Genomic DNA, 13,227 nt, shown 5'->3' with positions numbered 1-13,227 from the left:
ATGCTGCACCTGTGCCGTTTCGCCCAACCCTCCACCCTAGCCCTGACCGTCATGCTAGGGATGTACGGTAGCGCCTGGGCGCAGCAATTGCCCGCAGAGATCGCGCCAGAACCGCTGCAGCTGAACGCCGCGACCCAAAAAGCGCCGTTGCCGCTGGAGGAGCTGAGGACCTTTGCCGAAGTGCTGGACCGGATCAAGGCCGCATACGTGGAGCCGGTCGACGACAAGACACTTCTGGAAAATGCCATCAAGGGCATGCTCAGCAACCTCGACCCCCATTCCGCCTACCTCGAACCCGATGCCTTTGCCGAACTGCAGGAGAGCACCAGCGGTGAGTTCGGCGGCCTGGGGATCGAAGTCGGGATCGAAGACGGATTCATCAAGGTGGTATCGCCAATCGACGACACCCCAGCGTCCAAGGCCGGCATTGAGGCTGGCGATCTGATCGTCAAGATCGACGGCAAGCCGACAAAGGGCATGTCCATGATGGATGCGGTTGGCATGATGCGCGGCAAACCAGGCAGCGATATATCGCTGTCACTGGTGCGTGAGGGCGGCAAGCCGTTCACCGTCAAGCTCAACCGCGCGGTGATCAAGGTCAACAGCGTCAAGAGTCAGCTGCTTGAGCCCGGCTATGGCTACCTGCGCGTAACGCAGTTTCAGATCAATACCGGCGAGGAAGTCGGTAAGGCCTTGGCGAGCTTGCGCAAGGAAAATGGCAAGAAGCTCAACGGGCTGGTGCTCGACCTGCGCAACAACCCCGGCGGGGTGCTCCAGGCTGCGGTGGAAGTGTCCGACCATTTCCTGACTGATGGCTTGATCGTTTACACCAAAGGCCGCATCGCCAACTCCGAGCTGCGCTTCAACGCAGACGCGGCCGATGCCAGCGAAGGCGTTTCGCTGGTCGTGCTGATCAATGGTGGTAGCGCCTCGGCGTCGGAAATCGTGGCCGGGGCCTTGCAGGATCAGAAGCGTGGTGTAGTCATGGGGACCGACAGCTTCGGAAAAGGCTCGGTTCAGACGGTACTTCCACTGAACAACGACCGTGCACTGAAGCTCACCACCGCGCTCTATTACACACCCAACGGACGCTCAATTCAGGCACAGGGAATCGAGCCGGATATCCGGGTCACCCGCGCCAAACTGACGCGAGAACAAGCTGCGGAAGGCATCCGCGAGGCCGACCTGGCCGGGCACCTCGGCAATGGCAACGGCGGCGCGGAACGTCCTACTACGGCACCGGTCATCAGCGACTCTCCGCGCCCTCAGGACGAAGACTACCAACTCGGTCAGGCACTGAATCTGCTCAAGGGGTTGAACCTCACCCGCGGCCAGTAGCGGATGCCTTGGGCTCTAGCTCTGTTAGTAGGGGTTTTGGTCCCGCTGTCGGCAATCGGCGGGGCTACGATTGGCGACAGTAAAACAGCCGCAGCAGATCACCTGGCAACCGTCTCGCGAATGCCGAAGCTGGTGCTGGTAATCGATGACCTTGGGCAGAACGCAGCACGGGATGCACGCGTTCTGGCCCTGCCCGGCCCAGTGGCCATGGCGATTCTGCCGGATACCCGGAACGCCACGGACTTGGCCGAGCGGGCCAAAGCGGCAGGCAAGACCGTCATGTTGCATCTGCCCATGGCCCCCGCTGGCGGGCCTTACGCCTGGCAACCGCAGCTGCCTTCAGCCGAGCTTGACCGTCGACTGACCAGCGCCCTGGCAAAAGTGCCCCATGCCAGCGGCGTGAACAATCACATGGGCAGCCAGATGACCGACCGGCAGCAGCCCATGGCGTCACTCATGCGGCAGCTGCAACAGCGCCACCTGTTCTTTCTCGACAGCCGTACCAATGCGGCAACCGTTGCAGCCGCGACCGCGCAACGCATCGGCTTGGCGAGCCTGTCGCGTGACATCTTTCTCGATGACGACCCCAGCCCCGAGGCCGTTGCCATGCAGTTTCGGGCGGCCGTACAGCTGGCCCGCAAGCAAGGTTCAGTTGTGGTGATCGGTCATCCACACCCGGCCACACTTGCCCTGTTGGAGCGCGAGCTGCCGAAGCTGGCAGCGCAGGGTATCGATTGGGTGGACATCGGTCAGATGATCGCCACCCGGGGCAACCGCGCCATGGTCGCCCATGGCGCGAACGGCCTGTATCGATAAGTCATCAGAGATAACGGCGCATGATCGCGTCGATAGCGCCGTCGCTCTTCATCTCGTTCAGCGCTTTCTGCAACCGCGTAACGACTTCATCCGGCGTCTGCTTGTTCAGCGCAAGGAACAGCTGCGCGTCGTTAAAGCGCAAAACCGTGGTCAGTCCGCTTACGCCTTCCTGTTTGGCCAGATACGGCCCGACTGGGTCGGTTGTCGCCCATAGGTCTATCTGCCCCTTGAGCAGCTTGCTGATGTTTTCCTGGTCGCGAAGCGAATTGATCGGCTCGAAACCCTTGCTTTCCAGATGCTGGCTAACCGCGTCGTTCTTGTAGGCACCGATTCGGTACTGCTGCGCCTGGTCGAGCGAGCTCAGCCGCATCGGGCTACCGGCCGGGGCCAGCAGTACCCAGCCGGTACTGGCCAGCGGGCCGACCCATTTGAATAGTGGTTCACGCTCGGGTGTGTAGGTGGTGGAGAACAGCCCCTGGTCCGGGTGTTCCAGCGCCTGGTTGTAGATGCGCTCCCAGGGGAAACGCAGCGTCAGGCTGTAGGCGATCCCGGCACGCTTGAACATCTCGCGCACGATCTCGGCGTTAATCCCACTAATGTTGCGGTCTGCCGCGTAGTTCTTACCGTCAGCCGCCATGTTGAAAGGCGGAAAATTTTCGGTCAGCAGCACCATTTTGTAGTCATCGGGCAGTTCTGCCCTGGCCGATGCAGCCATCAACAGCAACAGCCCGGCCACTAGAATTCGTCTCATCGCTCCCTCCCCGTATGCAAACATCCCAGGCGACATAGCGCTGACAACTGCCAAGCAGCGTCCACGCGCGTGTCGCACCTTTATGATGTTTAGCAACTTGTGAACCAGGCGCCCTGTAGCTATCCCAGCAATGTGACGAGCCGCACAAACGATCGAGCCAATTTGCTATCAGCGACAACTACGCCGCTAAACGAAGGGCTCAGGGGAAGGACAGCCCTGCGCGCAAGCTGAGGAGATTCAGGAAAGCGCTCCGATACAGGGCATCGCAGCGCCACTACGCTGCGAGCGGGGACGTCGGCGTGCAAACTATCTATAAATAGCGGCTGCTGATGGTGTCTAACGTGCCGTCAGCGCGCATCTGCTCCAGCGCAGCCTGCAGCTTGGCTACAGTTGCATCGGGAATACCAAGGTTAAGCGCCAAGTAAAGCTCTGCGCTGTCGAATTTGAGCACCCGCTTAAGGCCGGTCACGCCTTGCTGCTTGGCCAAATAGCGTCCAGCCGGATCGCCCGTTGCCCAGAGATCAATCGCGCCGCTCTGCAGCTTATCCACGTTGGTTTGATCGCGCAGAACCAGCGACGGCTCCAGCCCCTGCGCCGCGAGGTGCTCGGCAATCGCATCGCCTTTGTATGCGCCGATGCGGTACTGACTGGCCTGTTGCAGGTCGTCTACCTTGATGGTGCTGTCGGCTCGTGCAAGCAGCACCCAATCGTCCGGGCCGATTGGCCCCACCCATTTGAACAGGTCCTCACGCTCCGGCAACCGAGCAGTGACGAATACACCATAGCCCGGCATGTCCAGGGCCATCTTATAGATGCGCTCCCAGGGGAAACGCAGTGTCAGCGTGTAATCGACGCCGGCGCGCTTGAACATTTCACGAACGATATCGGCGGCGATACCGGTGATATTTTCGTCACGCGCGAAGTTCTTGCCGTCTACCGCCATGTTATAGGGCGGAAAGTTCTCGGTGAGCAGGTTGATCGGTTCCGGCGCGGACTGTGCGGCAGAAGTAATCAGCGACAAGCTGACGGCCAGCGTCAACAGCGTGTTCTTGAACATGGCGTAGTTCCTTGATGCGGCAGCCGCGGTATGTGGCGGCTGTGTCCTTGTATGATTTTAAGTGCAGCTCTGAGCATTCCGCGACGCGCCGGTTCAGCGCATTACGATGCCGCAGCTGGCCATGTACGCCTTGGCTTCCGGCACGGTGTACTCGCCGAAATGGAAGATGCTTGCGGCTAGCACCGCATCGGCCTTGCCTTGCAGAACCCCATCCGCCAGATGCTGCAGATTGCCGACCCCACCGGAGGCGATCACCGGAATATGCACCGCTTCGCTGATGGCACGGGTGACGCCCAGGTCATAGCCGCTCTTGACGCCGTCCTGATCCATGCTGGTAAGGAGGATTTCACCGGCGCCCAGCGCTTCCATCTTCTGCGCCCAGAGCACCGCGTCCAACCCGGTAGGCTTGCGTCCGCCATGGGTGAAGATTTCCCAACGTGGCGTTTCGCCCGGTTTAGAAACCCGCTTGGCGTCGATGGCAACGACGATGCACTGCGAACCGAAGCGATCGGCCGCCTCGCCGACGAACTCCGGGGTGAAGACCGCAGCGGTGTTGATCGACACCTTGTCGGCGCCAGCATTGAGCAAGTTACGGATGTCCTGCACGCTGCGCACGCCGCCGCCCACGGTCAGCGGAATGAACACCTGGCTGGCCATCCGCTCCACGGTGTGCAGTGTGGTGTCGCGGTTGTCGACGCTGGCCGTGATGTCGAGAAAGGTGATCTCGTCGGCGCCCTGCTCGTCGTAGCGGCGGGCGATTTCCACCGGATCACCGGCGTCACGGATGTTCTCGAACTGGACGCCCTTGACCACGCGGCCATTGTCCACGTCGAGGCAGGGAATGATGCGTTTGGCCAATGCCATGGGGCTATCTCCGGAAGCAGCTTCTTCAAGCCGCAGGCTTCAAGCTGCAAGTAGCGGTAGGGTGGATCACGTTTCACCGATCCACCACTGATCAGCGATTCACTCGTCCTTGTATTTCAGGTCGCAGAGCGCCTGGGCCTCGGCAACATCGAGCGTGCCTTCGTAGATCGCCCGACCGGTGATGGCGCCGACGATCCCGCGGGTGTTGGTGTCGAGCAGCTTCTGGATATCGCCGATGTTATGGATGCCACCGGAGGCGATTACGGGGATGCGGCTAGCGTTGGCCAGGGCCACGGTCGCCTCAACGTTGCAACCCTGCATCATGCCGTCCTTGGCGATGTCGGTGTAGACGATCGCCGAGACGCCATCGGCCTCGAAGCGGCGCGCCAGATCGACCGCCTGCACGCTGGAAACTTCTGCCCAGCCATCGGTGGCGACGAACCCATCCTTCGCATCCAGGCCGACAATCACCTTGCCCGGAAAGGCGCGGCAGGCTTCACCGACGAACTCTGGCTGCTTGACCGCCTTGGTACCGATGATCACGTAGCTGACGCCAGCGCGAACGTAATGCTCGATGGTTTCCAGCGAGCGGATGCCACCGCCGATTTGGATCGGCAGGTTCGGGTAGCGCTTGGCGATGGCCGTGACCACCTCGCCATTGACCGGCTGGCCTTCGAAGGCGCCGTTGAGGTCGACCAGGTGCAGACGGCGGCAACCGGCCTCGACCCACTTGGCGGCCATGGCCACTGGGTCATCTGAGAACACCGTGGCGTCGTCCATCAGCCCTTGACGCAGACGCACGCAGGCGCCGTCTTTAAGATCGATCGCGGGAATAATCAGCATGGCTTGAACCTGTTCAAATCGGGTGTCGGTTAAGGTCAGCTCTTCTCGAGCGCCCACAAGTCGCTTTCGATGCTCTCGAACCTTTCTTTCAGGTGCGTCTGCACGTCGAAAATCGCCTTGTTGTAATACAGCGGAGCAATGTCACGGGCGAAGAGATCGAGCACTTCCTGAGCTTCGAACGAGCCGAGCTCCAGCTCGAAGCGATCTTCCAGAAAGCGCTTGATGATCTGCTGTGCAGCCTGCTCCTGAGCGGTATCCAGCGTAAGGACCGGTGCCTTGAGCTTCGCCCGGCTCATTACCAGCGGCCATCCCAGGCGGCAAAATTCTGCAGCAACTGCAGGCCATGGGTGTGACTCTTTTCGGGATGGAACTGCACAGCGAAGCGCGAACCATCGGCCAGCGCCGCAGCGAAGTCCTTGCCGTAGTGGCCACGACCCACTACCTGCCGTGGGTTGCCAGCCTCGATGTAATAGCTGTGAACGAAATAGAAGCGGCCATCGGCAGGAATGTTGTGCCAGAGTGGATGGGCAATCGCCTGTTCCATTTCGTTCCAGCCCATGTGCGGCACCTTGAGGCGCTCGCCGTCTTCCTCAAGATCCTTACCGAAGAAGCGAACCTGGCCGGGGAAAAGGCCGATGCAGTCGACGCCGCCGTTTTCCTCGCTGCGCTCCATCAGTGCCTGCATACCCACGCAGATACCGAGGAACGGCCGATCGACACTGACTTCCCGAACCAGCTCGTCGAAGCCCAGGCGGCGGATCTCTGCCATGCAATCGCGAATTGCACCCACACCCGGAAAGACCACACGATCAGCCTCTCGGATCACCTGCGCATCGCTGGTAATCAGTACCCGCCCGGCACCGACATGCTCGAGCGCCTTGGCGACCGAATGCAGGTTGCCCATGCCGTAATCGATGACTGCAACGGTCTGCATTACAGGCAACCCTTGGTCGACGGCATCTGCCCAGCCATGCGCTCGTCCAGCGTCACTGCCATGCGCAGCGCGCGGCCGAAGGCCTTGAACACGGTTTCGATCTGATGGTGGGTGTTGTGCCCGCGCAGGTTGTCGATGTGCAGGGTGACCAGGGCGTGATTGACGAAGCCCTGGAAGAATTCCTGGAACAGATCGACATCAAAGCCGCCAACCGTGGCGCGCGTGTAAGGGACATGCATCTGCAAGCCCGGACGCCCGGAAAAATCAATGACGACACGCGACAAGGCTTCGTCCAACGGCACGTAGGAATGCCCGTAGCGGGTCATGCCTTTCTTGTCGCCGACGGCCTTGGCAAAGGCCTGTCCGAGGGTGATGCCGACGTCTTCCACAGTGTGGTGATCGTCGATATGCAGATCGCCCTGGCATTCGATGTCGAGATCGATCAGCCCATGACGGGCGATCTGGTCGAGCATGTGCTCGAGAAAAGGCACGCCGATGGCGAAGCGGCTTTTGCCGGTTCCGTCCAGGTTGATGGTGGCCTTTACCTGGGTTTCCAGGGTGTTGCGCTCTACGCAAGCCGTACGTTCGGACATCAACAGCTCCGCTGATCGTGGGGCGAAAAATGAGCCGCATTATAGGCCCAAACCCACCCTCGTCGATACGCGCCCAGTGGCTCGGCTGCTACAGCCAGTCGCCGGCAGCTGTCGTGCGCCGGTAAGCCGGCACGGTTATGCTGCGGACATCCAAATCAGCACCGCAGGTCACCATGCCCGTATCAGTTGAAGCCGTAACCGAGCCCAGCCAGCAAGACCGCACCGATCTGGTGAAAATTTTTGCCGATGCACCGAGCTGGCTACTGGCGCCCCACCCAGACGCCGCAGCATTGATCGAGGCGGGACTGGCCGATCGCAGCCTTATCGCCGGTCGCTTTAACGACCGCCTGCTCGGCGCCGCCCTGCTGCAGCGCGACGGGCACCACTGGTGCCTCTCGCATCTGTGCGTGCGCGAGATCACGCGCCGTCGCGGCGTGGGCAGGCGGATCCTCGAAGAGAGCCAGCGCCTAGCTCGGGAAGCCGGAAAGGAGTTGCATCTGGCGGCACCGGCAGATCACCTAGAAGCTCAAGCATTGGCCGCACGGGCACATTTGCCGCTGGACTCCATCTAGTGATCGATCAGCGTTTCGTCGCGAAGCCGCAACCGACACGGTGCGTGCCAGTGCCACCGGCGCGCATAGGAACCCAGGCGCCGCTAGCCACTCCAACGCCAGCCACGGCAAACAGCCATGGCGCCCGGCGTTATACTCGCTGCTTTTGAAATACCAAACACAAAGGACCTGTCCATGAAATCGCTCGGCAAGATCCTGGGCCTGGTAATCCTCGGGTTGCTGCTCCTTATCGTCGCACTGGGCTTTGCCCTCACGCATTTGTTCGACCCCAACGACTATAAAGATGAGATCCGTGCACTTGCTCGCGAAAAGGCCGGGCTCGAACTGGACATCTCCGGCGACATCGGCTGGAGCCTGTTCCCCTGGCTCGGCCTGGAATTGCACGACACCACCCTGGCCAGCGTGCAAACACCCGAACAACCCTTTGCCGACCTGCGCATGCTGGGTCTTTCGGTCCGGGTGCTGCCATTGCTGAGCCGCGAAGTGCAGATGAGCGACATCACGCTCAACGGACTCAATCTGACGCTCAACCGCGACGAGAAGGGCCGCGGCAACTGGGAAGGTGTTGGCCGTCCGACCACTAGCGAACCGCCACCCGACAATGCAGCAGCGCAACCGGCCGAGCCCTCCACCGACGAACAGCCGTCCGACAACACCAGGCGTCCACTGCAATTGGACATCGACAGCCTGACCATCAGCGATGCAAGGGTGACCTACCATGATGCACAAAGCGGGCAGCAGTTCAGCGCCGAAGGCATCGAGCTAACCACGGGGGCCATTCGCGAAGGCACTTCGATTCCAATCAAGCTCAACGCCTTTTTCGGCAGCAACAAGCCGGTGATGCGCGCCCGCACCGAATTGCAGGGCGCGTTGCGCTTCGATACCAAATTGCAGCGCTATCAGTTGGAGGACCTGCGCTTGAGCGGTGAGGCCTCCGGCGAGCCATTACAGGGCAAGACTCTCTCCTTTAGCGCACAAGGCCAGCTGCTGGCCGACCTGGCGGCCGACATCGCCGAGTGGACCAGCCTTAAGTTCACCGCCAACCAGTTACGCGGTCTTGGCGAGCTGAAAGCCCGCGACCTGCAGAACCAACCGAAGATCAGCGGGGCACTGTCAATTGCGGAATTCAACCTGCGCGAATTCCTCGAGAGTATCGGCCAACAGCTCCCGGCCATGGCCGACAACACCGCGCTGGGCAAGGCCGAGTTGGTCACCCGTCTTGCCGGCACCCCGACTAGCCTGACCTTCGAAGAGCTCAATCTGAAGCTGGACGGCAGCACCTTCACCGGCCAGATCGCAGTCAGCGATTTCGCCAAGCAATCGTTGCGAGTCGACCTCAGTGGCGACCAGTTCAATCTCGATCGCTACCTCCCCCCACCAGGAAAGGATGATGCGGCTGCCGCCGCGCGCCAGAGCGAGGTCAAGGCCACCGAAGCGGCTGTGATAGGCAGCGGCACTACTCCGCTGCCTGACAAACCAACCCAGCAAGCCTGGAGCAGTGCAACCGTCCTGCCGGTCGGCTCACTGCGCAGCCTGGATACGCGCGTCAATTTGAACATCGACAACCTCACTGCAATGAAGCTGCCGCTCGATAACTTTGCCCTCAAGGCACGCACTGCGGGCGGTCTGCTAACCCTAGAGCAGTTGCGCGGAGGGCTCTACAACGGCCGACTGGAAGCCTCGGCAAGCCTCGACGTTCGACCACAGGTACCGTTGCTCACTGCCCAGACCCGCATGGCACACGTCCCGATCGAAGGTCTGCTGCAAAGCCAGGGCGAACAGGTAGTGATCAAGGGCTTGCTTAACCTGGACAGCGATCTACGCACTCAGGGCAACAGCCAGCAAGCCTGGATCGACAACCTCAACGGCAAGATCGGCTTCCTCATCGACAACGGTGTCCTCGTCGACGCCAACCTCGAGCAGCAGCTCTGCCGCGCCATCGCCACCCTCAATCGCAAGCCGCTTGGCAGCGAGCCGCGCGGCAAGGACACGCCGTTCCGCGAATTGAAAGGCAACCTCACCCTACGCAATGGCGTCGCCAGCAACCCGGACCTGAAAGTCAGCATTCCCGGCCTCACGGTAAACGGCAACGGCGATGTGGACCTGCGGGTACTTGGCATGGACTACCGCGTCGGCATCGTCATCGAGGGCGACAAGGGCGAGATGCCAGACCCGGCCTGTGCGGTCAACGAGCGCTACGTCGGCATCGAATGGCCGCTGCGCTGCCGCGGGCCTTTGGAACTGGGCGCCAAGGCCTGTCGCTTCGACAATGACCGCCTCGGCAAAATCGCCGCCCGGCTCGCGGGTGACAAGCTCAATCAGACCATCGAAGAGAAGCTGGGCGACAAAGTCAGTCCTGAGCTGAAGGACGCACTGAAAGGCCTGTTCAATCGATGACATCACAAGCACTGGGCGACGAGCAGTTCGGCGCTGCCGTTCTCGACTGGTACGACCGCCACGGGCGCAAGGATCTGCCCTGGCAGCAAGGCATCACGCCCTACCGTGTGTGGGTATCGGAGATCATGCTGCAGCAGACGCAGGTCAGCACCGTGCTTGGCTACTTCGATCGCTTCATGGATGCGCTGCCGACGGTGGAGGCACTGGCTAATGCCGACGAAGATGAAGTATTACACCTGTGGACCGGGCTCGGTTACTACAGCCGCGCGCGCAATCTGCACAAGACTGCCAAGCTGATCGTCGGCAAGCACGGCGGTGAATTTCCTCGAGACGTGGAACAGCTGTCCGAACTGCCGGGCATTGGACGCTCCACTGCCGGAGCCATTGCCAGCCTGAGCATGGGCCTGCGGGCACCGATCCTAGACGGCAACGTCAAGCGCGTCCTGGCACGTTATGTCGCTCAGCAGGGCTACCCCGGCGAACCGAAAGTCGCCAAGCAACTCTGGGAAGTGGCCGAACGGCTGACCCCGCAGAACCGGGTCAATCACTACACACAGGCGATGATGGATCTGGGCGCCACACTCTGCACGCGCAGCAAACCCAGCTGCCTGCTCTGCCCGCTGAAGGCAGGCTGCCGCGCTCATCTGCTGGGCCGGGAAACCGAATTCCCGGTGCCTAAACCTCGCAAAGCTTTGCCACAGAAGCGCACCCTGATGCCCTTGTTGGCCAATCCCGATGGCGCCATCCTCCTTTACCGTCGCCCATCGACGGGTCTCTGGGGCGGGCTCTGGAGCCTGCCGGAGCTGGACGACCTAGCAGCGCTCGACCCGCTCGCCCAACGCCACGCCCTACAACTTCAAGAACGTCGCGAGCTGCCGGGCCTGACCCACACCTTCAGCCACTTCCAACTAGCCATTGAGCCTTGGCTGATCAGGGTCAAGTCCGAGGCCCACGCCGTGGCCGAGCCAGACTGGCTCTGGTATAACCTCGCCACCCCGCCGCGACTGGGGCTTGCCGCCCCGGTAAAGACGCTGCTCAAGCGCGCCGCTGCCGAATTGAACGCAGGAGAGATGTCATGACCCGCACCGTGAACTGCCGCAAGTACAAAGAAGAACTCCCCGGCCTAGAGCGCCCTCCCTACCCCGGCACCAAGGGCGAAGACATCTATAACAACGTATCGAAAAAGGCCTGGGACGATTGGCAGAAGCATCAAACCATGCTGATCAACGAACGCCGGCTGAACATGATGAACGCCGAAGACCGCAAGTTCTTGCAAACCGAGATGGACAAATTCCTTTCGGGCGAAGAGTACGCACAGGCCGAAGGCTACGTACCACCAAGTGAATGAGGCGCGGGGTTGGGGTGACATGCTCAGCGACGTCCTACCCAACCCAGGCCAACCGTTTTAACCACAAACGCTGGCATGCATCGCTAAATGCCCGTTCTTGCTAAATATTTCCAAAGCCGTGCTTGACAGACAAAAGCCAAATCCGTCTAATAGCGCCCCGTTGCCCAGGTAGCTCAGTCGGTAGAGCAGGGGATTGAAAATCCCCGTGTCGGCGGTTCGATTCCGTCCCTGGGCACCACCTTTCGTTTTCAGGTGGTGTCAAAACCACCCGAAAGCCCACAAAAAGCCCGCCTAGTGCGGGTTTTTTGTTGTCTGCACTTCCCTACCCTTCCCTTGTAAGCCCAAACAATAGTGCGTAGATTCGTGAGTAGAGCCGGTTCGGTCTAAAAATCTACTCACAGCGGCACAATGGGGCGCCCGACTGGCGCGGCTTGCGAGGGAATTGCAATGGCCTTATCCGATACCACCATCCGCACCGCCAAGCCGAAGGAAAAGCTATACCGGCTCACGGACGCCAACGGGTTATGCCTGGAAGTGGCGCCGACCGGCTCCAAGCTGTGGCGCTATCGCTACCGCTTCGACGGCAAGGCAAAGATGCTGGCGCTTGGCACCTATCCTGCCGTCACGCTCCAGAAAGCCCGCCAGAGGCGCGACGAGGCACGCCAGCTGCTAACCGAGGGCACCGACCCCGGCGAGCAGAGAAAAGCCGCCAGACAGGCGCAACGGGCCGATGGCGTGACATTCGAGACGCTTGCGCGGGAGTGGTACGCCTACAACGCGCCACGCTGGGCCGAAAGCACGGCCTACAAAGCCAAGCTGTACTTGGAAAACGATCTGATACCCGGCATCGGTGCCCGCCCGGTCAAAGCCGTCACCCGCCCGGAACTGGTCGAACTCGTGCGCAAGGTCGAAGCGCGGGGCACCCTGAATGCCGCTGGCAAGATTCGCCAGTGGCTACACCAGATATTCCGCTTCGGTCTGGCGAGTGGCGTAGTCGAAGCCAACCCCGCCACCGATTTGGACGTGGTAGCCGCACCGCCAAAAGCGACCCGCCATCATCCGCACGTTGCCTTTGCCGAATTGCCCGAGCTGCTGGGCAAGATCGAATCGACCACGCTCAACACCCTGACCCGCTGCGCCATCCGTTTGTTGGTGCTGACTGCCGTTCGCCCTGGTGAGCTGCGCCAAGCGCCGTGGTCGGAGTTCGATCTGGACGGCGCCACCTGGACCATTCCGAAAGCGCGCATGAAAGCCCGCCGCCCGCATGTGGTGCCCCTGCCCCGCCAAGCCGTTGCCATCCTGCGCCAGCTCAAGGAAATCACAGGCGATTACCCGCTAGTGTTTGCAGGCCAGCAAAACCCCGACCGGCCAATGAGCGAGAACACGATTAACAAGGCGCTGCGCCTGATGGGCTACGAAGGGCGCCAGACCGGCCACGGCTTCCGCCATTTGCTGAGCACCGAACTCAACGGGCGCGGCTATAACCGCGACTGGGTCGAACGCCAGCTAGCGCACGGCGACAACGACGAAATCCGCGACACCTACAACCACGCCACCTACCTGGAGCAGCGCCGGGAAATGATGCAAGCCTGGGCTGATTCGATAGACGCGCAATGTGGCGGCACCAACGTGGTGAGCATCAAGCGCAAGGCTTAACGGTTTTTGGCTGGCCTAGCTCGACGGAGCGAAAAGCGGACTTCCCACCCGCCTGACC

14 protein-coding genes and 1 tRNA gene are annotated in these 13,227 nt (G+C 61.2%); 8 read left to right on the top strand and 7 right to left on the bottom strand.

From position 1 onward, the window contains the following. Positions 1–1,338, top strand: coding sequence for a S41 family peptidase (locus RT21_RS02750; protein WP_046161520.1), 1,338 nt, complete (start codon positions 1–3; stop codon positions 1,336–1,338). Between the two features lie 3 nt (positions 1,339–1,341). Next, positions 1,342–2,154: a divergent polysaccharide deacetylase family protein gene (locus RT21_RS02745; RefSeq protein ID WP_101152835.1), complete on the top strand. Its 813-nt coding sequence runs from the start codon at positions 1,342–1,344 to the stop codon at positions 2,152–2,154. A gap of 4 nt (positions 2,155–2,158) precedes the next feature. Here RT21_RS02745 and RT21_RS02740 read toward each other — a convergent pair whose 3' ends face one another. The 7 genes from RT21_RS02740 to hisB form a co-directional block, all read right to left on the bottom strand. Further along, positions 2,159–2,905, bottom strand: coding sequence for a substrate-binding periplasmic protein (locus RT21_RS02740; RefSeq protein ID WP_046161519.1), 747 nt, complete (start codon positions 2,903–2,905; stop codon positions 2,159–2,161). A 310-nt stretch (positions 2,906–3,215) separates the two neighbouring features. Continuing rightward, the gene (locus RT21_RS02735) at positions 3,216–3,962 is read right to left on the bottom strand and encodes a substrate-binding periplasmic protein (protein WP_045423466.1); all 747 of its coding nucleotides are present in this window, start codon (positions 3,960–3,962) and stop codon (positions 3,216–3,218) included. A gap of 93 nt (positions 3,963–4,055) precedes the next feature. Further along, entirely contained in the window at positions 4,056–4,826 is a 771-nt protein-coding gene (hisF, locus tag RT21_RS02730; RefSeq protein ID WP_046161518.1) for an imidazole glycerol phosphate synthase subunit HisF, read from the bottom strand. A gap of 99 nt (positions 4,827–4,925) precedes the next feature. Beyond that, positions 4,926–5,669, bottom strand: coding sequence for a 1-(5-phosphoribosyl)-5-[(5-phosphoribosylamino)methylideneamino]imidazole-4-carboxamide isomerase (gene hisA, locus RT21_RS02725; protein WP_045431504.1), 744 nt, complete (start codon positions 5,667–5,669; stop codon positions 4,926–4,928). Between the two features lie 35 nt (positions 5,670–5,704). After that, a complete protein-coding gene (locus RT21_RS02720) occupies positions 5,705–5,965 on the bottom strand; it encodes a DUF2164 domain-containing protein (RefSeq protein ID WP_046161517.1) in 261 nt (86 codons plus the stop codon). Next, positions 5,965–6,603, bottom strand: coding sequence for an imidazole glycerol phosphate synthase subunit HisH (gene hisH / locus RT21_RS02715; protein WP_045423460.1), 639 nt, complete (start codon positions 6,601–6,603; stop codon positions 5,965–5,967). Before hisH ends, RT21_RS02720 begins: the two co-directional genes overlap by 1 nt. Beyond that, entirely contained in the window at positions 6,603–7,196 is a 594-nt protein-coding gene (gene hisB, locus RT21_RS02710) for an imidazoleglycerol-phosphate dehydratase HisB (protein ID WP_019341947.1), read from the bottom strand. Before hisB ends, hisH begins: the two co-directional genes overlap by 1 nt. Before the next feature lie 173 nt (positions 7,197–7,369). Here hisB and panM point away from each other — a divergent pair, with 173 nt between their 5' ends. The 6 genes from panM to RT21_RS02680 all read left to right on the top strand — a co-directional run bounded on the left by panM (position 7,370) and on the right by RT21_RS02680 (position 13,169). Beyond that, positions 7,370–7,768 carry an aspartate 1-decarboxylase autocleavage activator PanM gene (panM, locus tag RT21_RS02705; RefSeq protein WP_046161824.1) on the top strand — a complete coding sequence of 133 codons (399 nt, stop codon included), beginning with the start codon at positions 7,370–7,372 and terminating at the stop codon, positions 7,766–7,768. A 174-nt stretch (positions 7,769–7,942) separates the two neighbouring features. Next, entirely contained in the window at positions 7,943–10,165 is a 2,223-nt protein-coding gene (locus RT21_RS02700; RefSeq protein ID WP_046161516.1) for an AsmA family protein, read from the top strand. Then, positions 10,162–11,244: an A/G-specific adenine glycosylase gene (gene mutY, locus RT21_RS02695; RefSeq protein ID WP_046161515.1), complete on the top strand. Its 1,083-nt coding sequence runs from the start codon at positions 10,162–10,164 to the stop codon at positions 11,242–11,244. Before RT21_RS02700 ends, mutY begins: the two co-directional genes overlap by 4 nt. After that, positions 11,241–11,513: an oxidative damage protection protein gene (locus tag RT21_RS02690; protein ID WP_046161514.1), complete on the top strand. Its 273-nt coding sequence runs from the start codon at positions 11,241–11,243 to the stop codon at positions 11,511–11,513. Before mutY ends, RT21_RS02690 begins: the two co-directional genes overlap by 4 nt. 162 nt (positions 11,514–11,675) lie before the next feature. After that, positions 11,676–11,751, top strand: a tRNA-Phe gene (locus tag RT21_RS02685). A gap of 209 nt (positions 11,752–11,960) precedes the next feature. Further along, on the top strand, positions 11,961–13,169 hold the full coding sequence (locus tag RT21_RS02680; protein ID WP_046161513.1) for a tyrosine-type recombinase/integrase: 1,209 nt from the start codon (positions 11,961–11,963) through the stop codon (positions 13,167–13,169). The last annotated feature ends 58 nt before the right edge of the window (positions 13,170–13,227 follow it).

It is taken from the genome of Pseudomonas sp. 10B238 (genome assembly GCF_000970615.1).
GTDB lineage: Bacteria > Pseudomonadota > Gammaproteobacteria > Pseudomonadales > Pseudomonadaceae > Stutzerimonas.
This window is presented reverse-complemented; position numbering and strand designations above follow the sequence as displayed.